The 25622-nt window shown below is 64.2% G+C and carries 22 protein-coding genes and 1 tRNA gene; 21 read left to right on the forward strand and 2 right to left on the reverse strand.

The window, feature by feature from the left end; translation table 11 throughout:
* Nucleotides 1-285: 285 nt before the first annotated feature.
* From H1204_RS03900 to H1204_RS03995, 20 genes are all read left to right on the forward strand, one after another.
* The gene (locus H1204_RS03900) at nucleotides 286-1596 is read left to right on the forward strand and encodes a replication-associated recombination protein A (RefSeq protein WP_180729899.1); all 1311 of its coding nucleotides are present in this window, start codon (nucleotides 286-288) and stop codon (nucleotides 1594-1596) included.
* A gap of 93 nt (nucleotides 1597-1689) precedes the next feature.
* Nucleotides 1690-2988 carry a serine--tRNA ligase gene (serS, locus tag H1204_RS03905; RefSeq protein ID WP_180729905.1) on the forward strand — a complete coding sequence of 433 codons (1299 nt, stop codon included), beginning with the start codon at nucleotides 1690-1692 and terminating at the stop codon, nucleotides 2986-2988.
* A gap of 158 nt (nucleotides 2989-3146) precedes the next feature.
* Nucleotides 3147-3237: transfer RNA gene (locus tag H1204_RS03910), tRNA-Ser, on the forward strand.
* Nucleotides 3238-3541: 304 nt separating this feature from the next.
* Nucleotides 3542-3772, forward strand: a complete 231-nt coding sequence (locus H1204_RS03915) for a hypothetical protein (RefSeq protein ID WP_180729907.1) — start codon at nucleotides 3542-3544, stop codon at nucleotides 3770-3772.
* A gap of 552 nt (nucleotides 3773-4324) precedes the next feature.
* Nucleotides 4325-5650: a PAS domain-containing sensor histidine kinase gene (locus H1204_RS03920; RefSeq protein WP_180729909.1), complete on the forward strand. Its 1326-nt coding sequence runs from the start codon at nucleotides 4325-4327 to the stop codon at nucleotides 5648-5650.
* Complete coding sequence (locus tag H1204_RS03925) at nucleotides 5647-6381, forward strand: response regulator (RefSeq protein WP_180729910.1); 735 nt, start codon at nucleotides 5647-5649, stop codon at nucleotides 6379-6381. Before H1204_RS03920 ends, H1204_RS03925 begins: the two co-directional genes overlap by 4 nt.
* Before the next feature lie 62 nt (nucleotides 6382-6443).
* Entirely contained in the window at nucleotides 6444-6830 is a 387-nt protein-coding gene (locus H1204_RS03930) for a response regulator (protein ID WP_180729912.1), read from the forward strand.
* A gap of 237 nt (nucleotides 6831-7067) precedes the next feature.
* Nucleotides 7068-7547, forward strand: coding sequence for a glycine zipper family protein (locus H1204_RS03935; protein WP_180729913.1), 480 nt, complete (start codon nucleotides 7068-7070; stop codon nucleotides 7545-7547).
* 73 nt (nucleotides 7548-7620) lie between these two features.
* Nucleotides 7621-8892, forward strand: coding sequence for an efflux RND transporter periplasmic adaptor subunit (locus H1204_RS03940; protein ID WP_198001223.1), 1272 nt, complete (start codon nucleotides 7621-7623; stop codon nucleotides 8890-8892).
* A 31-nt stretch (nucleotides 8893-8923) separates the two neighbouring features.
* Nucleotides 8924-12151 (forward strand): multidrug efflux RND transporter permease subunit, encoded by a 3228-nt coding sequence (locus tag H1204_RS03945; protein ID WP_180729915.1) that lies wholly within the window; start codon nucleotides 8924-8926, stop codon nucleotides 12149-12151.
* A 1-nt stretch (nucleotide 12152) separates the two neighbouring features.
* Complete coding sequence (locus H1204_RS03950; protein ID WP_180729916.1) at nucleotides 12153-13610, forward strand: efflux transporter outer membrane subunit; 1458 nt, start codon at nucleotides 12153-12155, stop codon at nucleotides 13608-13610.
* Nucleotides 13607-14953 carry a paraquat-inducible protein A gene (locus H1204_RS03955; protein ID WP_180729918.1) on the forward strand — a complete coding sequence of 449 codons (1347 nt, stop codon included), beginning with the start codon at nucleotides 13607-13609 and terminating at the stop codon, nucleotides 14951-14953. Before H1204_RS03950 ends, H1204_RS03955 begins: the two co-directional genes overlap by 4 nt.
* On the forward strand, nucleotides 14950-16551 hold the full coding sequence (locus tag H1204_RS03960; RefSeq protein ID WP_180729920.1) for an MlaD family protein: 1602 nt from the start codon (nucleotides 14950-14952) through the stop codon (nucleotides 16549-16551). The genes H1204_RS03955 and H1204_RS03960 overlap by 4 nt, the downstream gene beginning before the upstream one ends.
* On the forward strand, nucleotides 16548-17147 hold the full coding sequence (locus H1204_RS03965; RefSeq protein WP_180729922.1) for a PqiC family protein: 600 nt from the start codon (nucleotides 16548-16550) through the stop codon (nucleotides 17145-17147). Before H1204_RS03960 ends, H1204_RS03965 begins: the two co-directional genes overlap by 4 nt.
* Before the next feature lie 224 nt (nucleotides 17148-17371).
* Nucleotides 17372-18157, forward strand: a complete 786-nt coding sequence (gene map / locus H1204_RS03970; protein ID WP_180729923.1) for a type I methionyl aminopeptidase — start codon at nucleotides 17372-17374, stop codon at nucleotides 18155-18157.
* 255 nt (nucleotides 18158-18412) lie between these two features.
* Nucleotides 18413-18964, forward strand: coding sequence for a GNAT family N-acetyltransferase (locus H1204_RS03975; RefSeq protein ID WP_180729925.1), 552 nt, complete (start codon nucleotides 18413-18415; stop codon nucleotides 18962-18964).
* A gap of 199 nt (nucleotides 18965-19163) precedes the next feature.
* On the forward strand, nucleotides 19164-19979 hold the full coding sequence (gene minC / locus H1204_RS03980) for a septum site-determining protein MinC (RefSeq protein ID WP_180729927.1): 816 nt from the start codon (nucleotides 19164-19166) through the stop codon (nucleotides 19977-19979).
* An 89-nt stretch (nucleotides 19980-20068) separates the two neighbouring features.
* Nucleotides 20069-20884 (forward strand): septum site-determining protein MinD, encoded by an 816-nt coding sequence (minD, locus tag H1204_RS03985; RefSeq protein ID WP_007583340.1) that lies wholly within the window; start codon nucleotides 20069-20071, stop codon nucleotides 20882-20884.
* 14 nt (nucleotides 20885-20898) lie between these two features.
* Entirely contained in the window at nucleotides 20899-21153 is a 255-nt protein-coding gene (gene minE / locus H1204_RS03990) for a cell division topological specificity factor MinE (RefSeq protein ID WP_007583338.1), read from the forward strand.
* Between the two features lie 232 nt (nucleotides 21154-21385).
* Complete coding sequence (locus H1204_RS03995) at nucleotides 21386-21697, forward strand: YXWGXW repeat-containing protein (protein ID WP_180729929.1); 312 nt, start codon at nucleotides 21386-21388, stop codon at nucleotides 21695-21697.
* A gap of 317 nt (nucleotides 21698-22014) precedes the next feature.
* Here H1204_RS03995 and H1204_RS04000 read toward each other — a convergent pair whose 3' ends face one another.
* Complete coding sequence (locus tag H1204_RS04000; protein WP_180729931.1) at nucleotides 22015-23391, reverse strand: chloride channel protein; 1377 nt, start codon at nucleotides 23389-23391, stop codon at nucleotides 22015-22017.
* Between the two features lie 249 nt (nucleotides 23392-23640).
* Between H1204_RS04000 and waaC the strand changes: the two genes are divergently transcribed.
* Complete coding sequence (waaC, locus tag H1204_RS04005; RefSeq protein WP_180729932.1) at nucleotides 23641-24648, forward strand: lipopolysaccharide heptosyltransferase I; 1008 nt, start codon at nucleotides 23641-23643, stop codon at nucleotides 24646-24648.
* Nucleotides 24649-25431: 783 nt separating this feature from the next.
* Here the strand turns inward: waaC and H1204_RS04010 are convergent.
* Nucleotides 25432-25611: a hypothetical protein gene (locus H1204_RS04010; RefSeq protein ID WP_180729934.1), complete on the reverse strand. Its 180-nt coding sequence runs from the start codon at nucleotides 25609-25611 to the stop codon at nucleotides 25432-25434.
* Nucleotides 25612-25622 lie beyond the last annotated feature (11 nt).

Genomic DNA, 25622 nt, shown 5'->3' on the forward strand with positions numbered 1-25622 from the left:
CTGTCTGTCTGTCGTTGTCGTGTCGGCCGTGCGTTCGGCCTTCTTGTGCGGCTCGTGCGGTACGCGTCTTGCGGACCGCTCATCAGAAACAGCCTATAACGTTTGCCGCGGGCCTCGCCGCGCGGCGGCTGTCATAATGCACAACTCTGCATGCGCCGCAGCCCGCCGGATGACGGTTTCGCGCGGTTGCATGCCGTTCAGGGCCATGCCGTCGCGCGGCCGGTGCTGCATTCTGTGCATCGTGACGGTTTATACCCGAAAAGCCGAGATTATCCCCAAAACGCCATGTTCGAAGAAACCCGCGCCAATGTTCCGCTCGCCGAGCGCCTGCGGCCCCGCACCATCGACGATGTCATCGGGCAAAAGCATCTGCTCGGCCCGAACAAGCCGCTGCGCGTCGCGTTCGAGTCGGGCGAAGCGCACTCGATGATCCTCTGGGGTCCGCCGGGCGTCGGCAAGACCACGCTCGCGCGGCTGATGGCCGACGCGTTCGACGCACAGTTCATCGCGCTGTCGGCGGTGCTGTCGGGCGTGAAGGATATCCGCGAAGCCGTTGAAACGGCGCAGATCCATCGCGCGAATGGTCATCAGACGCTCGTGTTCGTCGACGAAGTGCATCGCTTCAACAAGAGCCAGCAAGACGCGTTCTTGCCGCACGTCGAGTCGGGGCTGTTCGTGTTTGTCGGTGCGACGACGGAAAATCCATCGTTCGAGGTGAACAGCGCGTTGCTGTCGCGGGCGGCCGTGTATGTTCTCAAGAGCCTCGATGCCGACGAGCAGCGCGAACTGCTGGACCGCGCCCAGAAGGAACTGGGCGGCTACACCTTCACTGACGAAGCGCGCGACGCCTTGGTCGGCTCCGCCGACGGCGACGGCCGCAAGCTGCTCAACAATATGGAAATTGTCGCTCGCGCGGCGGCGCAGCAGAAGAAAACGGACATCGACGGCGAACTGCTCGCCAGCGCGTTGTCCGAAAACCTGCGCCGATTCGACAAAGGCGGCGACGCGTTCTACGACCAGATCAGCGCCTTGCACAAGTCGGTGCGCGGCAGCAATCCGGACGGCGCGCTGTACTGGTTCTGCCGGATGCTCGACGGCGGTGCCGACGCGCGCTATCTGTCGCGGCGCCTCGTGCGGATGGCATGGGAAGACATCGGACTTGCCGACCCGCGCGCCGCGCGCATCGCGCTCGACGCCGCCGAAACCTACGAACGCCTCGGGACGCCCGAAGGCGAGCTGGCGCTCGCGCAGGCGGTGATCTATCTGGCCGTCGCGCCGAAGTCGAACGCGGGCTACAACGCGTACAACCAGGCGCGCAGCTTCGTCGGCAAGGATCAGTCGCGCGCCGTGCCCGTCCATCTGCGTAACGCGCCGACCAAACTGATGAAGGAACTCGGCTACGGCCACGAGTACCGCTACGCGCACGACGAACCCGATGCTTATGCCGCGGGCGAAACCTATCTGCCCGACGGCATGCGCGACCCGAACTGGTATCAGCCGACGCCGCGCGGGCTCGAAGGCAAGATCGGCGAGAAGCTGTCGCGTCTTGCCGACCTCGACGCCCAATGGCGCAGCGAGAACCGCAAGAAAAGCTGAGCCGCGCGTTGCGCCTGACCCGACAATGCCGCCGGCCAGCCGCGCCGGTGCGCTAAAATCGCCCATTCACACAACGAACTGTCGCCCCTTCCCATGCTTGACATCCAGCTGCTGCGCAAAGACATCGACGGCGTCGCGAAACGCCTCGCCGATCGCGGCTACACCCTCGACGTTGCGGCTTTCTCCGCGCTCGAAGCCGAACGCCGCGCCATCCAGACCCGTACCGAAGAGCTGCAGGCAAAGCGCAACAGTCTGTCGAAGCAGATCGGCGCGATGAAAGGGCGAGGCGAGGACACGTCGGCGGTGATGGCCGAAGTGGGCGGACTTGGCGACGAGATGAAGGCGTCGGCGGTGCAGCTCGAAGACATCCAGAAGCGTCTGTCCGACCTGCTGCTCGGCGTGCCGAACCTGCCGCACGAAAGCGTTCCCGTCGGCAACGACGAAGCAGGCAATGTCGAAGTGCGCCGCTGGGGCACGCCGCGTCAGTTCGACTTCGAGGTGAAGGATCACGTCGACGTCGGCACGCCGCTCGGCCTCGACTTCGAAACGGGCGCGAAGCTGTCGGGCGCGCGCTTCACGATGTTGCGCGGACAGATCGCGCGTCTGCATCGTGCGCTCGCGCAGTTCATGATCGACACGCACACGCAGCAGCACGGCTATACGGAAATCTACACGCCGTACATCGTCAATCCTGAAATCCTGTTCGGCACGGGCCAGTTGCCCAAGTTCGCCGACGACATGTTCCGCGTCGAAAAGGGCGGTGGTGAAAACACGGTCACGCAGTATCTGATCTCGACGTCGGAAATCTCGCTGACGAACACGGTGCGCGAGAGCATCGTCGATGCTAACGAACTGCCCATCAAGCTCACGGCGCATTCGCCGTGCTTTCGTTCGGAAGCAGGCTCGTACGGCCGCGACACGCGCGGCATGATCCGTCAGCATCAGTTCGACAAGGTCGAGATGGTGCAGGTCGTTGCGCCGGACACGTCGTATGACGCGCTCGAGCAGATGGTCACGCACGCGGAGACGATCCTGCAGAAGCTCGAACTGCCGTATCGCGTGATCACGCTGTGTACGGGCGACATGGGCTTTTCGGCGACGAAGACCTATGACCTCGAAGTGTGGCTGCCGGCGCAGAACACCTATCGCGAGATCTCGAGCTGCTCGAACACGGAAGCGTTCCAGGCGCGCCGGATGCAGGCCCGCTTCCGCAACGCGCAGAACAAGCCCGAGCTCGTGCATACGCTCAACGGTTCGGGTTTGGCGGTCGGCCGGACGCTCGTCGCGGTGCTGGAGAACTTCCAGAACGCTGATGGCTCTGTGACGGTGCCGGCGGCGTTGCGTCCGTATCTGGGTGGAATCGAACGCCTCGAAGTGAAGGCGGCGGCCTGAGCGAAGTGGTCTCTTCAGATCGATCCAAGTCCTCTTCAAGTTTCTGCGAAAAAGGGCTTGGAATTCAAAAACAGGTGTTCTATAATCTTCGTCTCACGCAAGCAGCGACCCGCTTAGTGTGACGCGACAAGACCACTTGCTGGTAAGTCAAAGAATCTGGAAAGGTGGCAGAGTGGTCGAATGCGCCGGACTCGAAATCCGGTGTACAGTTATGCTGTACCGTGGGTTCGAATCCCACCCTTTCCGCCAGATGCAAAGCGAAACAGGCCCTTCGGGGCCTGTTTTCGTTTGTGAGGCTTCTAAAGAGTCGGTATCGCTGACTTTGCCAATACGCGACGTGGGGCGTCGCAATTTACAACGCATTCGCCTTACACACCCGTCTTTCCGCCTTTTGCGCTTCGTTCTTTCCACACGGCGCTTTAGCGCATGTTCTCCCGCACATCGAATGTCACTCAGGTGTTGCGGGCGTCCGACTATTCTTCGAACGCTTGCCACCGTTCCATTGGTATGGTTGTTGCGTCGTAGAGGCCATCTAAACAGGATGGAGTCCACGATGACGAACCCCAAGGGAGAAGAGCACACCGAGCCGAGAGATCCGGCCGAAATTCCGCCGAACGAGCTCAACAAGCCGATCGGCGATGCCATCCCCACGCCCGTCGAGCCTGGCCTCGATCAGCCATTGCCCGAAAAGCCGAAGACGGATGATAAAGATCCGGCCGAGTCGATAGGCGACGATGATCCGCCGCCCGGCGTTCCGGCGCCAGGTCCGTCCGATTTTGCCTGACTCTCCAACCTCCCCGCGTGATCCCCAGCGGATCCCAAAGCAACCCGAGATATTCCAGTAAACCTTCGATTATTTCGGGTTGCGCATCAAACGCTGCCATTAAAACGCTTGCTTCAATAAGCATTGCCCTACGAAGCCAATGCGAAATCTGATGGCCGCATGTAGTTTTTCGTTAAGGGCTACCGTGATCCTTTACTAAGGCTTACTTTCTGCATAGGATGAAGTTGCATTTTTTTCCTCACATTGGTGCGGAAGAGTGAAGAATCGACCGCGATAATTGACCAAAAATGATATTGAATATTCGCAGTCCATATGAAGATTCGAGTGGTATATCAACGGCGATTTCACAGTTCTTTGTTTGCAGCAGATTATTAAACTCGTCGGTCGACGAGATGCATCACGACAAGACGTTGTCACGGTTTCATGCGTAAAGGCAGAGGCGTCGCGCGCCCGATTCCCGCGCCGTCGCCCGGTTGCGTTGCTAACAACAACGAAGGCGCGCGCACGTGGTCACGGCAGTTCGAGTGCGAACGTCTTGAGGAACGGTAAGCCATGCACATCGCTATTCCTGCTTTGACAGTCGCGGTGGCTGCAATCGTCGTCTGGTGGTCGCTGCATCCGCGCCGCATCGCGCCGGAACGCGCAGGGGCGTCCGTACATACGCGCAACGGCGTGTCCGTATCGATGATGCTCAATCGCGTGATGAATCCAATTGCGCACAGTAGAACCATGCAAGGCGCAAGCGCCTTTTTCACGTTCGCGCACCGACGACGCGGCGCGATGAACGAGCTCGCCGATGTAATCGAATGCCTGCCCGTGGCGTCCGTCGTGTTCGACGAACATGGCGTGATCGTCCTCGCCAACGCGCAGGCCGAACGTCTCTTCGACTATCCGCGCGGCGTGCTGGCGGGCGCATGTGTCGGCCTCGTTGCGCCGGCGCTTCCGCACGAGCACCGCGCGGGCGCCGCGCATCCGGGCCGCCCGGCCGGCACGAGCAGTCTGCGCGCCCGCCGCCGCGACGGCAGCGAGTTTCCCGCCGAAATTGCCACGAGCGCGATCCGTTATGAAGGGCGCGTCGCGACTGTCGCGTTCATCACCGACATGACGGAGCGCTTCGAACTCGAACGCAATCGCCGCGAGCTGGCGCACCTGACGCGCATATCGACGATGGGCGAACTCGCCGCATCGCTCGCGCACGAACTGAACCAGCCTCTGACGGCGATCCTCAGCAACGGTCAGGCTGCGCAGCGCTTCATGGATCAGACGCCGATCGACCTTGCCGAAGTGCGCGACATCCTGAAGGACATCGTCGACGACAGCGGCCGCGCGAGCGAAGTGATCCGCCGGATGCGCGCCTTCGTGAAAAAGGAAGAGCAGCCGCAACTGGCGAATCTCGATGTCGGCGGACTGCTGCGCGACGTCGCGCTGCTCGTGCATGGCGATGCCGTCGCGCGCGGCATCCACGTGTCGCACGTGATCGACGATGGCTTGCCTCCGGTGCGCGGCGACAGGGTGCAACTGCAGCAGGTGCTACTCAACCTGCTGCTCAACGCGTTCGATGCCGTCAGCGAGTGCGGCCCGTCTGATCGCGTGGTGGCGCTTTTTGCGCGAGCCGACAGCGAAGGCAGGGTGCGCATCGCCGTGCGCGACCGCGGGCATGGACAGACGGCGGACAAGCTCGAATGCATCTTCAAGCCGTTCGTCACGTCGAAGCCGCAAGGCCTGGGCCTCGGGCTGTCGATCAGCCGCTCGATCGTGCAGATTCACGGCGGCCGCCTGTGGGCCGAGAACAATTTCGACCACGGCATGACGTTCTATGTTGCGCTGCCCGCATCGCGCGATGTGAGCAACGCTGGCGTTGTGCAGGCGGCGTCATGAACGAAGCGGCCGCGCTCGTCTACGTCGTCGACGACGACCCGTCCGTGCGCCGCGCGCTCACGCGGCTCGTCCGGTCGGCAGGTCATGAGGTCGAGGCGTACGGTTCGGCGCGCGAATTCCTCGAGCATGCGCGTGGCGAGCGCACGCCGGCTTGCGTCGTGCTCGACGTGCAATTGCCCGATCTGAGCGGACTCGAGTTGCAGCGCGAGCTCGATGCGCGTCTGCCCATTGTTTTCCTGACGGGGCACGGCGACATCGCAATGACAGTCGGCGCGATCAAGGCCGGCGCGACCGATTTCCTCACCAAGCCCGTTCGCGACGACGACCTGTTACGCGCGATCGATCTGGCGCTGGCGAGTTCCGTCGAAGTGTCGAAGTCGATCCACGAAATGGAAGAATTGCGCAGCCGCGTCGGACGCCTGACGGTGCGCGAGCGCGAAGTGATGAATCTCGTCGTGCTCGGCCGCCTGAACAAGCAGGTGGCCTGCGAACTCGGCACGGTCGAGAAAACCGTCAAGGCGCATCGCGCGCGCGTGATGCAGAAGATGGAAGTGAGTTCGCTCGCCGAGCTGGTGCGCATCGCCGACAAGGTGGCCGTCACCAGCCACGCCAACCCCGCGAACCATTTACCCGCGCCGCCGCACACGGATTCCTCCGCCGATGCGCGCAGGCCGGCCTCCAGGCCGATACGGGACCAAGGTCCAATACCACCGACGCCCGCAGTCTCATAGTCTATTGCTGAGACGTCCGCGCACCGTTTGCGTGGACGTCGCGGCTCAATGGGCTAATCAGAATGGGCACAGACAAACCCTTCGTCGTCGTGGTCGACGACGATGCGTCGGTGAGCAGGGCGATCAGGCGTCTGTTGCGCTCCGTCGGGATCGCGGCCGATACGTACACGAGTGGGGACGAATTTCTCGATGTGCTGTCGGCCACGCCTTCGTACCATCCCGATTGCGCGATCCTCGACGTGCAGATGCCCGGCGCCAACGGGATCGAGGTGCAGCGCCGGCTGGCCGGCAGCGCCGTGCCCGTCATTTTCATCACCGCTCACGACGACGCCGGCGTGCGTGAAGCCGCGCTCGCGGCGGGCGCGAAGGCCTATCTGCGCAAGCCCTTCAACGATGTGCTTTTTATCAGGACAGTGTGTGCCGTGCTCGGCATCACTGCGCCGCTATGACTCAGCGACCGTTTAGCCAGCAGAACAGTCTGGCACAGGAGCGAGCCCATGTGCTTGCGCAAGATCATTGTCCCGAACGGCTTATTGGACCAAGGTCCAATTGTTTTCGACCTGGCCCGATTCCACACTGGACGCATCGGATTCGCCAGGCCGGGTGACGCTCATCTGGATTTGTTCGCCGCGCGATGTGCGCAATAGGCGCGGCGGACGCAACCGTATCGCTTGGGAAGCTTCAACATGAAACGAGTTCTTGGAACGACGCTGATATTCGCTACGACGTTGCTGCTGGCAGATGCAGCAGCGGCACAACAACCTATCTTCTATCCCGCCAAAGGCCAGAGCCAGCAGACGCAGTCCAACGACACGGCGCAGTGCCACAACTGGGCGACGCAGAACACGGGCGTCAATCCTGCCGCGCTTGCGCAGAACGCCGCGAATCAGCCGCCGCCGCCGGGACCGTCCGGACAGCGGCTGGGCGGCGCGGCGCGCGGTGCGGCCGGCGGCGCGGCGATCGGCGCGATCGCGGGCGACGCAGGTAAAGGCGCGGCGGCGGGCGCGATCGTGGGCACGATGGCGGGCGGCGCGCGGCAACGCCGTCAGACTGCCGCTGCTCAGGAGCAACAGCAGGCCACCCAACAGCAGACATCGCAGCAGATGGCTACCTGGAACCGCGCGGTCGCGGCCTGCATGACGGGACGCGGGTATACGGCGCAATGACATGTCGATCGAAGGGAGCCGCGCGATGAATTGTCGATCGTACGTGGGCATGTCAGGGACGGGGCCGGCTGCCATGCAGCATTGGGGCCGCGCTGCGGCACGTGCGTCACGCTGGCCGCTGGCGGCGCTCGTGTCCGTGCTGTGCCTCACCGCCTGCAAGAAAGCCCCCACCGAACCCCCACGCCCGAGCGTCGAAGTCACCGTCGTCACGGTGCGGCAGCAGGAAACGCCCGTCGATTTCGAGTTCACCGCGCAGACGCAGAGTTCACGCGAGGTGGAAATCCGTGCGCGCGTGGATGGTTTTCTGGAGCGGCGCATGTACACGGAAGGCGCGCTTGTCAAGGACGGCCAGGTGCTGTTCGTGATGGACAAGCAGCCCTTCGAGGCGGCACTGCAGTCCGCCAAGGGCGCGCTCGCGCAGCAGCAGGCCCGGTTACTCGTCACGAAGCAGAACCTCGCCCGCGTGATTCCGCTGGCTGCGCAGAACGCGTTGAGCAAGAAGGATCTCGACGATGCCACCGGCAACGAGAAACAGGCCGAAGCCGCTGTAATCGCCGCGCAGGGCGAAGTGCGCACGGCCGAGCTGAACCTGAGCTACTGCACGATCCGCTCGCCGCTGCAGGGGCTGTCGAGCTTCGCGCGTGTGCAGGACGGCAGCTATGTGACGCCGAACCAGTCGGGGCTGCTCACCTACGTCTACCAGCTCGATCCGATGTGGGTGAACTTCAGCATCTCCGAGAACGAACTGCTGCGCTATCGCGATCAGATCACCAAGGGCCTGCTGCGCTTTCCGGCCGACAACCAGTTCGACGTAACGATCATCCAGGCCGATGGCTCGGTCTATCCGCAGAAGGGCCGCATCGACTTCGCGAACCCCGCGTTCAGCCAGGAGACGGGCACCTTCCTCGTGCGCGCCACCTTCGCCAATCCGAAGGGCACGCTCAAGCCCGGCCAGTTCGTGCGCGCGATGGTCTCGGGCGCGGTACGGCCCAATGCCGTGCTGGTGCCGCAGCGCGCGGTGCTGCAGGGCGCGAAGAGCCACTTCGTGTGGGTGCTCGACCAGGACTCGAAGCCGCATCAGCGCGTGGTCGACGTCGGCGACTGGCACGGCGACGACTGGTTCGTCAACGAAGGGCTGAAGGCGGGCGAGCGGGTGGTGGTCGATGGCGCGATCCGTGTGTCGTCGGATGCGCAGATCAAGGTGGTGAGCGCGGCGCCTGGCAGTGCGCCTGCCACGCCGGCTTCCGCGCCGCCTGCGGCGAGCGCCGCCGCGGCGTCCGCACCCGCCGCCACGCTGGCGCAGACGCGCCCGGCCAGCGTGAGCCCTGACCCGATGACCCGATGACGACCGACGCCATCCGGCGCACCCCGACCCGATGAACATCTCCCACTTCTGCATCGACCGGCCGATCTTCGCCTCGGTCATCTCGATCGTCATCACGCTGGGCGGCGCGCTGTGCATGCTCGCGCTGCCCACCGCGCAGTACCCCGACATCACGCCGCCGCAGATCACGATCTCCGCGACCTACCCGGGCGCGAGCGCCGACGTGGTCGCCAACAACGTCGCCGCGCCGATCGAGCAGCAGGTCAACGGCGCCGACAACATGATCTACATGAGCTCGTCGAGCTCCTCGACGGGCAACCTGACGATCAACGCGTACTTCCAGATCGGCACCAACCCCGAACTCGCCCAGGTCGACGTGCAGAACCGCGTGAACCTCGCGCTGCCGCAACTGCCGCAGTCGGTCACCAACCAGGGCGTGCAGGTCCAGAAGAAGTCGCAGGCGTTCATGATGGTGATCGCGATCTACTCGCCCAGCGAGCGCTACGACGCCACCTATATCGCCAACTACGCGAACGTCTACGTGCTCGACGCCCTGAAGCGCATCCCGGGCGCCAACCAGTCGAGCATCTTCGGCACGCCCGACTACGCGATGCGCATCTGGCTGCGCCCTGACCGCATGGCGCAGCTGGGCATCACGGCCGCCGACGTGCAGCGCGCCGTCGCCAACCAGAACCAGCAGTTCGCCGTCGGCCGTCTGGGGCAATCGCCTACGGGCGCTCCCGTCGAACAGTCGTTCGCGGTCACGACCACCGGGCGCCTGACGGAGCCCAGCGAGTTCGAGAACATCATCATCCGCGCGCAGAGCGGCGGGGCGGCGATCGTGCGCCTGAAGGACATCGGCCGTGCCGAACTGGGCCAGAAGGACTACTCGATCCGCAGCCGCTTCCAGGGCAAGCCCGCCACCGTGATCGCCGTCTACCAGCAGCCGGGCGCCAACGCGCTCGATGTCTCCAAGCAGGTGCGCGCCACGCTCGCCGAGATGAAGAAGACGTTCCCCGAGGGCATCGACTACGAGATCGCGATGGACACCACCGAGTTCACGCGCGCCTCGATCTCGGACGTCGTGCACACGTTCTTCGAGGCCGTCGTGCTGGTGGTGATCGTCGTGTTCGTGTTCCTGCAGAGCCTGCGCGCGACGCTGATTCCCGTGCTCGCGGTGCCCGTGTCGATCGTCGGCACGTTCATGGGGATGGAGGCGCTTGGTTTCTCGATCAACATGCTCACGCTGTTCGGCATGGTGCTGGCCATCGGTATCGTGGTCGATGATGCGATCGTCGTGATCGAGAACGTCGAGCGCAACATGACCGTGCACAAGCTCGATCCGAAGGCGGCCGCCAAGCAGGCGATGGATGAAGTGGCCGGGCCCGTCGTCGCCATCGTGCTGGTGCTGTGTGCGGTGTTCGTGCCGGTGGCGTTTCTCGGCGGCATCACCGGGCAGATGTACAAGCAGTTCGCCATCACGATTGCGATTTCCGTGGTGATCTCGGGCATCGTCGCGCTGACGCTCTCGCCCGCGCTCGCGGCGCTGCTGCTCAAGCCCGGACATCACGAGAAGAAGGGCTTCTTCCGCTGGTTCGACAACCAGTTCGCGCGCATGACGGCGGGCTATACGCGTGCCGTGCGCCTCATCATCAAGCGCTTCGTGATCGCGCTGCTGCTGTTTGTCGGCATGATCGTGCTGGCCGTCGTGATGATGCGCGACATCCCCACCGCGTTCCTGCCGCCCGAGGACCAGGGCTATCTGCTGGGCGCCGTGATCATGCCCGATGCGGCGTCGCTGGACCGCACGGGGCAGGTGTCGGACCGCGTGTCCGAGTACTTCATGAAGCAGCCGGCCGTGGGCAGCATCACGACGGTCGACGGCTTCAGCATTCTCGACAGCCAGAACAAGAACAACTCGTCGACGTTCTTTGTCGGCTTCAAGAGCTTCGAGGACCGGTATTCGTCGGCCAATATCCGCACGCAGAATGCGCGCGCCGTGCTCATCGATGCCTACAAGACGCTCTCGCAGATCCGCGAGGGCATCGTCGTGCCCCTCAATCCGCCGTCGATTCCGGGGCTGGGCACCACAGGCGGCACGGAGATGTGGATCCAGAGCAAGGGTGACGCGACGATCGCGCAGTTCGCCGCCGTGGTGGACGACTTCGTCGCGAAGGCCAAGCAGCGCCCCGAACTGACGGGCGTCACCTCGACCTTCAACGCGAACTCGCAGCAGCTGCTGGTCGACGTGGACCGCGACAAGGCCGAGACGCTCGGCGTGCCCGTCCAGGACGTCTACAGCGCGATGCAGACGATGTTCGGCTCGCTGTACGTGTCGCAGTTCAACCGCTCGAGCCGGCTGTGGCAGGTGATTTTGCAGGCCGAGCCGTCGTACCGGCTGCGGCCCGACGACCTGACGCAGATCTTCGTGCGCAGCACGAACGGCAGCATGGTGCCGCTCAAATCCGTGGTGACCTCGCGCTACGTGACCGGGCCGGACCTGATCACGCGCTTCAACAACTTCCCGGCCGTGAAGATCACGGCGAACGCGGCGCCCGGCTACGCGTCGGGCCAGGTGATCACCGCGCTCGAGGAAGTGGGCGCGCAGATGCCGTCGGAGTACGGGATCGCGTGGAGCGGCGAGGCGTTCGAGGCGAAGCAGTCGGGCGGCACCTCGGGCCTGGTGTTCGTGTTCGGTCTGATCATGGTGTTCCTGATTCTCGCGGCGCAGTACGAGAAGTGGAGCCTGCCGTTCGGCGTGCTGATGGCGGTGCCGTTTGCGTTGTTTGGCGCGCTGCTGGCGATCCTGCTGCGCGGGCTGAACAACGACGTGTACTTCCAGATCGGTCTGACGATGCTGGTGGCGCTCGCGGCGAAGAACGCGATCCTGATCTTCGAGTTCGCGGTGCTCAACCGCGAGTCGGGCAAGTCGGTGTTCGACGCGACGATGACGGCGGCCGAGGAGCGGCTGCGGCCGATCGTGATGACCTCGCTCGCGTTCATCCTGGGTTGCGTGCCGCTCGCGATCGCGACGGGCGCGTCGGCCAACAGCCGGCATTCGATCGGCACGGGGGTGATCGGCGGGATGCTCGGGGCCACGGCGATCGCGGTGTTCTTCATTCCGATGTTCTTCTATGTGCTCGAAACGATGTCGGAGCGCTCGGAGAAGAAGAAGGCCAAGAAGGCGGGCGAGCCGCCAAAGGTGCCGCCTTCGGTGGGCGGCCCCAAGGTCGGCGGCGGCCCGACGACGAACCCGTCCGCACCGCGCGAGGGTGACTGACATGCGCCGCGCCCTCGTTCTCTGCGTGCCATGCGTCCTCGCCCTGAGCGGCTGCCTGCTCGGGCCGAACTACTCGCGCCCGCCGCTCGACGTGCCCGCGACGTACCGCTTCCCCGACAACTACGCGGCCGACATCGCGAACACTGAATGGTGGAAGCAGTTCGACGACCCGGTGCTCGATGAACTGATCACGACCGCGCTGGCGAACAACAACGACGTGAAGATCGCCGCGGCGCGCGTCGACCAGTTTCTCGGCCAGTTCGTGACGACGCGCGCGGCGCTGTTTCCGCAGGTCGGCGCTGGCTTCGATGCCGAACGCCAGCGCATCTCGACGTCTTCGTCGCCGCTGCTCGCGAACGTGCAGAACCCCGTGTTCAACACGTACACGGCGTCGCTCTCGGCATCGTGGGAGATCGATCTCTTCGGCCGCAATCGCCGCCTGACGGAATCGGCACGCGCAAGCCTGCTGTCGACGGAAGAAGCGAAGCGCGGCACGGTGCTGACGCTGGTGTCGTCGGTGGCGTCGTCGTATATCAACCTGCGCAGTCTCGACCGGCAGCTGGAGATCGCGAAGGCCACCACGGAGAGCCGCGCCGAATCCGTGCACGTGTTCGAACTGCGCTTCAAGGGCGGCGAGGTCTCGCAGATGGAACTCGCGCAGAGCCAGTCGGAATACGAGGCATCGCGCGCGGTGATTCCGCAGATCGAGGCGCAGATCGCGCAGCAGGAAGATGCGCTCTCGGTGCTGCTCGGGCGCAATCCGGGCGATATCCTGCGCGGGCGCGCGCTGGCCGAACTCGCGGCGCCTGCCGTACCGTCGGGGCTGCCGTCGGACCTGCTGGAGCGCCGTCCCGATCTGCGTCAGGCCGAGCAGGATCTGGTCGCGGCGAATGCGCAGATCGGCGCGGCCAAGGCGCTGTATTTCCCGCAGATTTCGCTGACGGGGCTGCTCGGCACGCAAAGCGGGCAGTTCTCGAAGCTCTTTACGGGGCCGGCGCGCGTGTGGTCGTTTGCGGGTTCGATCGCGCAGCCGATCTTCGAAGGCGGCGCGATCGTCGGCCAGGTGAAGCAGGCCGAGGCGGTGCAGCAACAGGCGCTGTACTCGTACCGCAAGGCGATCCAGGTCGCGTTCCAGGAAGTCGACGATGCGCTGATCTCGTCGCAGAAGGTGCGTGAACAGTTCGACGTGCAGGCACGCCAGGTGGACGCGCTGGCGACCTATGCACATCTGGCCCGGCTGCGGTACGAAGGCGGCTACACGAGCTATATCGAGGTGCTCGATGCCGAGCGCAGTCTCTTCAACGCGCAGCTGAACCAGACGCAGACCCAGGCGGGCGTGCTGGTGTCGTATGTGAACCTGTACAAGGCGATGGGCGGAGGCTGGGTCATCACGGCCGAAAGCATGACGACCCAGGCCGCGCAGCACAGCGGCGATCCAGCCGCGCAGAGCGCGAAATGAGCGAGACGGCGTCCGCGTATCTCGGCCACGCGACGCGCACGCCAGTGATCGCCTGTCACGAATGCGATCTGCTCCAGCGCGAAAGCACCGTGCCGCCCGAAGGCGTGCTGCGCTGCTGCCGCTGCCGCGCGACGCTATACCGGCGTCACGCGAACAGCCTCGACCGCACGCTCGCCTATGCGCTCGCCGCCTGCGTGCTGTGGATCGTGTCGAACGCGTTTCCTATCGTCGGTCTGTCGGTGAACGGCGATCTCGTCGAAACGACGATGTTTGGCGCGGTGCGCGTGCTATACCGGGATGGCATGTGGCCGCTGTCGGCGCTGATCTTCATCACGACGATACTGATGCCCGCGTGCCAGGCGCTCGGCCTCGTGTGGCTGCTGTTGCCGTTGCGGCTCGGGCGCACGCCGTATCGCGCGGATGCCGTGTTCCGCTCGCTGCGGGTCGCGCAGGAGTGGGGCATGACGGAAGTGCTGATCCTCGGTCTGCTCGTCGCGCTGGTGAAGCTCGCGCATATCGCGGCGGTGGTGACGGGGCCTGCGTTGTGGTCGTTCGGCGCGTTGATGCTGTTGCTCGCGGCCGCCGCCTCTGCGTTCGATACGCGCGATCTGTGGTCGCGCCTCCAGGGCGTGCCCGATGCCGGCCCCGCGTTCGACAGCGACACGCCATTTCCTGCCGAAACAGCGGCGGGCTGCGGCCTGTGTGTGTGCCACGACTGCGGCTTGCTGACTCGACCAGGGCCCGCGCAAACCAGTGACGAACGCGACTACGCGAACGTGCATGCCGCTGTCCACGTGCCGGCGCACTCCGCGCATTGCCCTCGTTGTGGCGCGCATCTGCATCTGCGCAAGCCCGACAGCCTCGCGCGTACCTGGGCCTGTCTGATCGCGGCTGTCATCCTCTACATCCCGGCGAACGTGCTTCCCGTGATGGACACGAGTTCGCTGTTCGGCGCGCAGAAGGACACGATCATGAGCGGCGTCGTCTATCTGTGGACCTCGGGTTCGTGGCCGCTTGCGGTGCTGGTCTTCATCGCGAGCATCGCAGTGCCGATGCTGAAGATTCTCGCGATCGGTTTTCTCGCGACCTCGGCCAATTTCCGCTCCACCTGGCAGCCGGACCAGCGCGCGCGCATCTACCGGCTCGTCGAACTGGTCGGGCGCTGGTCGATGCTCGATATCTACGTGATCGCCGTGCTCACGGCGCTCGTGCAGTTCAACGCGCTCGCCACCGTGCGCGCCGGTCCTGCTGCGATCGCGTTCGGCGCGGTCGTCGTGCTGACGATGTTCGCCGCGATGTCGTTCGATCCGCGGCTCATCTGGGATGCGAGGAAAACGGAATGAACCGCCCGCCCGAGCTACCTGAAGCCGTCGCCGTGCCGCGCAAGCGCTGGCGCATCCAGTGGATCTGGCTGGTGCCTGTCGTCGCCGTGCTGGTCGGCGTCTGGCTCGCTGTGCAGGCGGTGCTCTCGCAAGGGCCGACCATCACGATCAGCTTCAAGACAGGCGAAGGGCTCGAAGCGGGCAAGACCAAGATTAAGTTCAAGGACGTCGATATCGGCGTCGTAAAGAGTGTTGCGCTGTCGAAGGACTACAAGAGCGTCGTCGCCACGGCCGAACTCACGCGCGACGCCACCGACATGCTCGTCGACGACACGCGCTTCTGGGTCGTGCGGCCGCGCGTGACGGGCGGCAACGTGTCGGGCATCAGCACATTGTTGTCAGGCGCGTTCATCGGGATGGACATCGGCCGCGCGAAGAATGAGCGGCGCGACTACACGGGGCTGGAAGTGCCGCCCGTGTTCGCGAGCGACGTGCCGGGCCGCGAGTTCGTGCTGCACGCATCGAACCTGGCTTCGCTCGATGTCGGTTCGCCGGTCTATTTCCGGCGCTTGCGCGTCGGGCAGGTGACGTCGTACGAACTCGACAAGAACGGTGGCGGCATCACGTTGCATATCTTCGTGAACGCGCCGTACGACCGCTACGTGAAGAGCGATTCGCGCTTCTGGGAAGCAGGCGGTATCGATATCGCACTCGGCACGGATGGCGTGAAGATCAACACGCAGTCGCTGGTGTCGATCCTGATCGGCGGTCTGGCCTTCGAAACGCCCGCGGAGTCGCTGGCGGAGGCCGAAGCGCAGGTGCGCACACCGTTTACGCTGTTCGCGACGCGCGCCGATGCGATGAAGGTGCAGGACCGCATCGTCGATACCTATGTGCTCAACTTCAAGGAATCGGTGCGCGGCCTGACGGTGGGTGCGCCCGTCGATTTTCGCGGCATCGTGCTCGGCGAGGTGGCGGCGATCTATACGCGTTTTGATCCCGTCACGAAACAGATCAGCATTCCTGTCGAGATCAAGTTCTATCCGGAGCGCTTCACGTCGCGCTATGCGGGCGAACCAGGAGAAGGACGCGTGGTGCGCGATCCAAAGGAGATCGCAGATTTCCTCGTGTCGCGCGGCTTCCGCGGGCAACTGAAAACGGGCAGCCTGCTGACAGGCCAACTGTACGTCTCGTTCGATTTCTTCCCGCATGCGCAGAAGGCGAGCATTGACTGGAGCCGCACGCCCGCCGAGCTGCCGACCGAGCCGAGCGGCCTGCAATCGCTGCAGGAGTCGATCAACCGGATCGTCACGCGCATCGACAAGCTGCCGATCGAGGAGATCGGCAAGAACACACAGCAGGCGCTCGCCGATGCGGGTACGCTGATGCAGAGCCTCAATACCCAGGTGGTGCCGCAGGCGAAGAGCACGTTGTCGGCGGCGCAGGCCACGCTCAATTCGGCGAATAGCGCGCTGGCGCCTGATTCGACGCTGCAGCAGGATACGAGCGACGCGATCCGCGAACTCGCGCGCACGGCGGCGTCGTTCCGTGCGCTCTCGGATTATCTGCAACGCCATCCCGAAGCGCTGATACGAGGCAAACAGGAGGACGCAAAGTGAAGCGATCGATGCTCCCGCCCGGCGCATGCGTTTGCGTCGCCGCCGCCATTACCGTGCTGGCCGCGTGCAGCTCGCCGCGCTCGAACTTCTATACGCTGAGTCCCGACACGACGCTCGAAAGCGCGGGCGCGCCGCTGTCGGTGTCGGTGGTGGTCGGGCCCGTGACGGTCCCAGAACTGGTCGACCGGCCGCAGCTCGTGACTCGCGTGTCGGGCAACGAAGTGAAGCTCAACGAGTTCGCGCGCTGGGGCGAGCCGCTCAGGAGCGGCGTGGCCGATGTGATTGCTGCCGACCTGACGCGGCTGCTCGGCTCGCAGCGTGTGTCGGTGTCGTCGCAGACGGTGGCGGGCACGGAAGCGTACCGTGTGCGCGTCGATATCCTGCAGTTCGATTCGAGTCCCGGCGAGGCCGTCGCCGTCGACGCGCTGTGGACCGTGCGCGTGACGGGCCGCACGGCCTTGCTGACGGGCCGTTCGACGGTACGCGAGCCGGTGCAGGGCGCGGATGACACGGCGCTCGTTGCTGCGCACAGCCGGGCGCTCGCCACCGTGAGCCGCGACATCGCCGCGGCGATCCGGAGCGCGCCGCCGGGTTGAACCGTCTGGTCGAGCCGCAGATGCGCTGCGGATCTGGAGCGGCCGCCCGGGCAGACTCTGTACAATGGCCTGATCGACAACCGCACGCATGGCTGCATGGCTTGCGTTGCGGGCCATCCCGTGCCAGGCGAGCTGCGCCAGATGCGCGCGATGCCCGCCTGATCGCCCGTCGCACGACGATGTTGAACGCGACGCGCCATGCCTGCCGCCAACGCTTTACTGACATGGCCATCACCTACAAGACTCCCGAAGACGTCGCGCGCTTGCGCATCTCAGGCCGGCTCGCCGCCGACGTGCTCGCCATGATCGGCGAGCATGTGAAGCCCGGCATCTCCACGGGCGAACTCGACGCGATCTGCCACGACTACATCGTAGACACGCAGAAGGCGATTGCCGCGAACGTCGGCTACATGGGCTTTCCGAAGACGGTGTGCACGTCGGTGAACTCCGTCGTGTGCCACGGCATTCCCGATCGAAGCGAGATCCTCAAGGACGGCGACATCATCAACATCGACGTGGCCGTCATCAAGGACGGCTATTTCGGCGACACGAGCCGCATGTACACGGTCGGCGAGCCGAGCCCGGTCGCACAGCAGCTGATCGACACGACGTATGAGGCGATGCTCGCGGGCATCCGCCAGGTCAAGCCGGGCGCGACGCTCGGCGACGTCGGCCATGCGATCCAGAAGATCGCGCAGCGCGAAGGCTTTTCGATCGTGCGCGATTACTGCGGGCACGGCATCGGCAAGGTGTATCACGAGGACCCGCAGGTGCTGCACTACGGCCAGCCGGGGCAGGGCGTGCGCCTGAAGCCAGGCATGGTGTTCACGATCGAGCCGATGATCAACGCGGGCCGCGCCGGCACGTCGGTGATGCGCGACGGCTGGACGGTCGTCACCAAAGACCGCTCGCTGTCCGCGCAATGGGAGCACATGGTTGCCGTCACCGACGACGGCTACGAACTGCTCACGCCGTGGCCCGACGGCACGGGGCGCTACGAGGCGCCCTGATGCGCCCTGGAGCGCGGCGGCATGCCGGCGCGAGCTGCAAGCTGACGGCGCTGAAAGCGTTCGTGGCCACCCGCGCACGATGCGATGCAAAACGGCCTGGCCTCGCGTGTGCCGGTTTTGTAGCCGCGTGTCAACCCATGCGCGCTGGGTCGCACTGCACCGAATTAAAGATTTGACTCACGCGTCGGTTCGGTTAAAGCTACGCGCTAGCGCTTTACCCGGATGACACAAGGGATTTAAGGGATTTTCGAACGCATGAGTCCTTCACTGACCGTTCGCCGTATCGCAGCCGATCAGGGCGTCGTCTTCCGCGAGCTTCGTACCGCCTCGCTGCGCGAAGCGCCTTACGCATTCGGCGAGACGCAGGAAGAAGCGCTGTCGGCCGATGCGTCCACGTTCGAAGAAACGGCCGCGCGGCACGCCGCGTCGGCCACGTCGACATCGTTCATCCTGTACACGGAAGGGCATCCCGCCGGTCTGATCGGCGCGTGCTTCGAGGACGCGCCCTCGCATCGCGCGTTCGTCAGCGAGCTGTGGGTCGCGCCCGCCGTGCGGCATCTGCGCGGCGGCGAGTTGCTCGTCAACACGGCGAGCGGGTGGCTCGCAGGGGCGGGCGCCACCGAAATCTACGCGTGGATCCCCGACGCGAACCGCAACGCCATGCGTTTCTACGAGCGTCTCGGCTTCGGCCCGACGGGCGAGCACGAGCGCATAGCCCGCGCGCCGGACCAGTTTCAGACGCTGCTCGTGCGTCATGTGCCGCAAGAGACGGCACCAGACGATCCCGCTCACGGGCAGGCCGGTTAAACGCTTCTCTGCGCCGTTCACCGCTTTCGAGCGTTTCCTGGGCGCTCGTCTCGCGCGCATTCTTCCCACTTCCTGTCGATCCGTCCGGCCCGGACCAGCACGCACGCGGCATTTTCCTGTCGCGTGAAGACTTATTGGCAAAAATGCTCACCGTTCGCCAGGACGCCTGTAAAATACGCAAAATTTTTTGCCGAACGCTATGTCGCCGAAGAAATCGCCATTTTTTGAACTGCGCAGTGGCGCGGTCGACACATTGCTGTTTGTCGTCAAGACGACCAACCTCGATGAGATGCGTGCCGAGCTGACCCGGCGCTTCGAGGCGACGCCCGAATTCTTCGCGAACGACACCGTTGCCATCGACGTGCGCCGTCTTGCGGAAAATGAGCGCGTGCCGCTCGCGGACATCGCGAAGCTGCTGGACAGTGTGCGCATGCGTCCCATCGGCGTCGTCGCCGACAGCACGCAGCACGCGTGGGCGAACGACGCCGGTCTGCCGCTGCTCGATGCGCGCGACGCTCGGGACGCTCGCGTCAGCAAGAGCAATGTGGAAGCAGGCGGCGACGAAGCAAAGGCTGCCGCCACGGCGAAAACAGACACGGCACCCGCTGCGGAGCCTGCCGCGCAGGAGCCGGAGCAGGCCGGCTCGGCAGCCGCCGAACCCGTGCGCATCGGCACCTCGTCGCAGACGATGGTGGTCGACAAGCCGCTGCGTTCAGGCCAGCGCATCTACGCGAAGGGCGATCTCGTCGTGCTCGGCATGGTGAGCAACGGCGCCGAAGTGATCGCGGAAGGCAACATCCATATTTACGCGCCGTTGCGCGGCCGCGCTCTGGCGGGCGTGCACGGCAATCACGACGCGCGCATCTTCTGCACGTGTCTCGAACCCGAGCTGATCTCGATTGCGGGCATCTACCGGACGACCGAGAACCCGCTGCCTGCCGACGTGCTCGGCAAGGCGGTGCAGATCTGGCTCGATGAAGAAAAGCTGATGATCGAACCGCTGCGGCTCACCTGACGCGCGCGCCGCGCATGCAGTGCGCGTGCTGCGCGATGGAACTCCCGCCGGACTCAATAGACGAATTGACGAACACAAGGTAAAGGGTAATGGCAAAAATCATTGTGGTGACTTCGGGCAAGGGTGGCGTAGGCAAGACGACCACGAGCGCGAGTTTCGCATCCGCGCTCGCATTGCGTGGCGCGAAAACGGCAGTGATCGATTTCGACGTGGGCCTGCGCAATCTCGATCTCATCATGGGCTGCGAGCGTCGCGTGGTGTACGACCTGATCAACGTGATCCAGGGCGAAGCCAACCTGAATCAGGCGATGATCAAGGACAAGAAGTGCGAGAACCTGTTCATCCTGCCCGCGTCGCAGACGCGCGATAAAGACGCGCTGACGATGGAAGGCGTCGAGAAGGTCATCAACGACCTGATCGCGATGGACTTCGAATACATCGTGTGCGATTCGCCGGCGGGTATCGAATCGGGCGCGCTGCTCGCCATGCACTTCGCGGATGAAGCGCTGATCGTGACGAACCCGGAAGTGTCGTCGGTGCGCGACTCGGATCGCATTCTCGGCATTCTGTCGTCGAAGACCAAGCGCGCGATCGACGGCAAGGAGCCCATCAAGGAGCATCTGCTGATCACGCGCTACAACCCGAAGCGCGTGAGCGAAGGCGAGATGCTGTCGCTCACCGATATTCAGGAAATCCTGCGCATCGACCTGATTGGCGTGATTCCGGAATCGGAAGCCGTGCTGCATGCGTCGAACCAGGGCTTGCCCGCTGTGCACCTCGACGGCACGGATGTCGCCGAAGCGTACAAGGACGTCGTATCGCGTTTCCTCGGCGAGCAGAAGTCGCTTCGCTTTACCGATTACCAGAAGCCGGGCCTGCTGCAGCGCCTCTTCGGCACCAAGTAAGGGGGGCGCACGTGATGTCCATTCTTTCGTTTTTGCTGGGCGAGAAGAAGAAGTCTGCGTCGATAGCGAAGGAACGCCTGCAGTTGATCATCGCGCATGAGCGCGTAGGCGGCAAAGCGCCCGCCGATTATCTGCCCGCGTTGCAACGCGAACTCGTCGCCGTGATCTCGAAGTACGTGAAGATTTCCGACGACGATATCCGCGTCAATCTCGAGCGACACGACGACCTCGAAGTGCTCGAGGTCAAGATCGAGATTCCGCAGGCTTGAGCGGTCTGTAGCTCGTTTATCGCTTGACGCGCGTCACCGTCATCGGGTGACGCGCTTTGCTGTGCCATCGTTTTTTGCGCACATTTCGCTGCGCACGCTCTCCCGTCGATTCCCCCGAAATAATCCGTTGCACTTGAGGGCACGCGGTAACACGTCCGCTGTCAGCCCTTTCGTCACCTCGCGCATTGAACGGACAACGCCGTCATTCGGTGCTGACACAAGAGGTGAAAACATGAACAAGTCGATTCGTCTGCTCGCAGTTTCCGCTGTGCTCGCGGTGTCCGGTCTGTCTGCCGTTGCGTCGGCGTCGGCTGCGGAAGTGATCGTCGTGGCGCCGTCGGCGCCGCCCGTCGAGCGCTTCGAAGCCGTGCCTGCGCCGCGCACGGGCTATGTGTGGGACAAGGGCCACTGGCGCTGGGACCACGGCCGCTACGTGTGGGTGGCGGGACACTGGCAGGCCGAGCGCGTCGGCTATCACTGGGTGCCGGGCCACTGGGTCGCGCATGGTCCGAACTGGCGCTGGGTGCAAGGCCACTGGGCGTGATGCCCGGGTGAATCCAGCGGGCTGTGATGGCGCGTGTTGACGGCATCGCACGCGGCCATCTGCCCGTTCTCCGAACGCGCCCAAGAGCGCGCTCTATCGCAACCATCAAGGGAGTCGTCACATGAGAAAAAGGACCTTGCTCGCGATCGCCGTGCTGGCGGTCACGTTGGCCGGTTGCGTCGTCGTGCCGGCACGCCCGGTGTATTACCATCCGGTCGGCGTCGTCGTGTACTGACGATTGTGGGGAGGTCGGGCGCATCTCTGCGGGATGCGCCCGATTTTTTAACGGCCATGGCGAAAGCCGATCTGCCGCGAGTTCATTCTTTTGCTTCGTTGGGCGTGGACGGTTGTTCTTCGCCAGGGCTTTCTTCTTCGACGGGAGGCGTCGCAGCAGAAGCGGCGGGCGTCATGTACCGGTTCGCCAGCGCCTCATACAACGGCGGCGCAAACACGCTCGAAATCCGGCTCGACACGAGCGCCGTCGCCATCAGCGAAATCACGAGCGCGTGGCCGTTGATCATCTCCATCACGATCACGAACGACGTGATCGGCGACTGCGTGACGGCCGCAAGATAGCCGACCATCGCGAGCGCGATCAGCATCGGCAACTGCATGTCGCTGAAGGCCATGTGCAGCACATTGCCGAAGCCTGCGCCGATCGACAGCGACGGCGCGAAGATGCCACCGGGAATGCCCGGCAGATACGAGCCGATCATCGACGCCATCTTCAGCAGCGGATAGAACACCGACAGATGCTCCGTGCCGTAGAGCAGCCCGCGCGCTTCCGCGTAGCCGCTGCCGAAGGTCGTACCGCCCGACACGAGACCGATCACCGCAATGACCAGTCCGCACAGCGCGGCAAACGCGACGGGCCGCTCGTTGTTCAGGCTGAGCAACGGAGCGGGAAGCCAGCGCCGGGTGTTCAGCAGCAGCCAGCCGAACACGCCACCCGCGATGCCCGTGACGATGCCCGTGATGATGACGGCCACCGCGAGCGAATCGGGGAAATGCGTGCCGATGTCGATCGTGCCGAAGTACGTGTAGTTGCCGTTCAGGCCGAGCGCGATGATCCCGGCGATGATGATGGCCGTGATCAGCACGCCGCTGGTGCGCGCTTCGAAGCTGCGGGTGAGTTCCTCGATGGCGAACACGATGCCCGCGAGCGGCGTATTGAAGGCCGCCGACAGGCCGGCCGCCGCGCCCGCCAGCACCAGTTGCCGTTCGATCAGCGCATTCGAGCGCGGGTAGAGGCGGCGCAGGTTGAACATCAGCGCCGCGCCGACCTGTACGGTCGGCCCTTCGCGCCCGATCGTGAAGCCGCCGAGTATCGCGAGAAACGACACGAGAATCTTGCCGAGCAGAATCGGGAACGTGAGCAGCCGCGTGCCGGCGGCGCTGGTGTTCGAATGCAGCGTCGCGATGACCTGTGGGATGCCGCTGCCTTCGGCGCCGCGATAGAAGCGCCGCGTGAGCCAGACCGACGCCGCCGCGACGGTGGGCGTCAAAAACAACGTGAGCCACCGGTGCTCGTTCTGCAGATGGAGGAAAGCGTTGTAACCGAGGTCGATCAGCCGCGCATAGAAGACGGCCGTGAGGCCGACAGCGATCGCACCCAGCCAGAAAATGCCGTACTGACGCCACAGACGCCGTACGCGCCGGCCGATGCTCGAGGACAGCAGGGGTGTCCGTGACATGGGGAGTCGGGCTGAGAAATGGGCAAATTATAGTCGTCTCGCAGACGGCGGCGCGGCAAAAACGGGCCGGATGGTTGCCGGACTGACCCGGCTGGGGGCGGTAGCCTGTCAAGGAAAGTAACGTCTGGTAACGACGGAACAGGCCGGGCAAGATTGGCTGCTGCCCATTTTGCGGGCAATTGTCGGGCTGGTCAGCTAAAATTGCAGATTGCTAGCGAGCAGTTACAACAGCCACAACACGGGCCATCAATGAAGCGAATTCTCATCGTCAAAGTCACCTCCATGGGCGACGTGATACAGGCTCAGCCGATCGTATCGGATCTGAAGCGCGCGTTTCCCGGTGTCGAGGTCGACTGGGCAGTCGACGAATCGTTCGCCGAGATTGCCCGCTGGAATCCCGGCACCGACCGTGTGCTGGCCGCACCGCTGCGCCGCTTCAAGAAGGCGCGCCGCTGGTCGGATTTCAAGGCGATCTGGCAGTCGATCGCCGAACTGCGCGCGTATCGTTACGACTTCGCGCTGGACATTCACGGCGTCTACAAGAGCGCGATCATCTCGTTCCTGTCGCGTTCGCGAAAGCGCCTCGGTTATGGCAACGAGCATCTCGGCGAGCGCGGTGCGGCGTTCGCCTATACCGGCCGGTTCGCGCCGGCGCGCGATCGCAATGCATGGAGCGGCATGCGCGAGACCGTCAGCACGGCGCTCGGCTATCCGCTCGACAATCCGCCTGACTACAACCTGCATATTCCCGCGCCGTCCAGGCCGCTCGTCGATACGGGCGGACGCCCGCTGGCGATGCTGTTCCACGCGGCATCCAAGGACGACAAGAAGTGGCCGGCGGCGCACTGGATCGCCATCGCGCAAGAACTCGTGCGGCGCGGCTTTCATGTCGTCGTGCCGTGGGGGTCGCAGGCTGAGCGTAGCGAGGGGCTGGCGATCGTCGATCAGGTGGAGGGCGCGGAACTGCTGCCGCAACTGAGCGTGACCGAAATCGCCCAGGTGATCGCGGCGTCGGACTTCGTGATCGGCGTCGATACGGGCTTCGTCCATCTGGCGCACGCGCTCGGCAAGCGCACCGTGATGATCTTCATCGCGACGTCGCGGGAAACGTTTGAGAATAACGTGCCGTTCCGGTCGGTTTCGATTGGGGATGGCAATTCGGTGCCGCCCGTTGCCGAGGCGCTGGCCGCCATCGATCACGTTCACGCCGACCCGCTCGGTCTTGGCGGACAGGGCAAATCGGTCGCCGCGGCCTGAGGCTGGCTGGGGGAAAGCGGGCGGAGCGTGAGAAAAAAGAAAAGAGGCGCACGCGCAGTCGCCCAATTTCGGACGCCGTCGCGAGGCGCCTCTGAAAAGCCCGCGCCTGAAGCGCGCGGACCGAGAGGAAACCTGCAGAACAAACCTGTACAACATCCGTAGAGACCACGCGGGTGTGAACAAGTTCAACCATTTTTGATTTTTTTCGAATTTTGCGGCGACGCTTCGCGCGGGCTTGGCGTCTGTCGTTTCCCTTTGGCATGCGGCGATAGATTCGCTTGATGCGCTCGCAATCGTGATTGCGCCCATTACACGCCTGTTAAAACTGTCGCTTTTCTTTTGGCTTTCGGCCGCGCGTTTCGTTGACGCTGCGCGACGCAGCCCGCGCCCATTCTCTCTAAGCCGCGCCCGCGAAGGCTTTCCGGGCGGCCTTCATGCGCTTTGATTCGTGTCCTGCCGTGCCGAGCGCCTGTCATCGCGATGATTCGCCGCGCAGCGCGGCGCTCGCCGTCTGTAACACAAGCTCAGTCGATGCTTACAAATTGCAACGGTCGCCCCTGTTGGGTTCGTGTTCAATCGAGGTCATTCGGGGTTCGCTCGAATAAAACGATACTGACTCGAAAGGGAGAAACAACGTGAAACGCTTGATCTTGGCTTTGGTGACGGGCGCGCTGCTGGCGGCATCGCTGAGCGGCTGTATCGTGGTGCCGGACGGTGGCTATCATCATCACGGCTACTACTACCGCTGATATCGCTGATCGGGCAATGGATGCTGATGGCCGCTCAGGCCATTAGCATTTCGAAAGCGACGACGGCGGCGATCGCGGCCAGATTGGCGGCGAGGGCTTCGACGACGATCCCTTTCCAGCTCGCCGGCTTGAAGCGCAGCGCGAGCAGCAGCGAGCCAAGCAGCGCCAGCGCGATGATGACGACGATATCCGCGTTACCTAAATGAAAGCTCATCGATGCCTCCC

It is taken from the genome of Paraburkholderia sp. PGU19, from assembly GCF_013426915.1.
Lineage (GTDB): Bacteria > Pseudomonadota > Gammaproteobacteria > Burkholderiales > Burkholderiaceae > Paraburkholderia.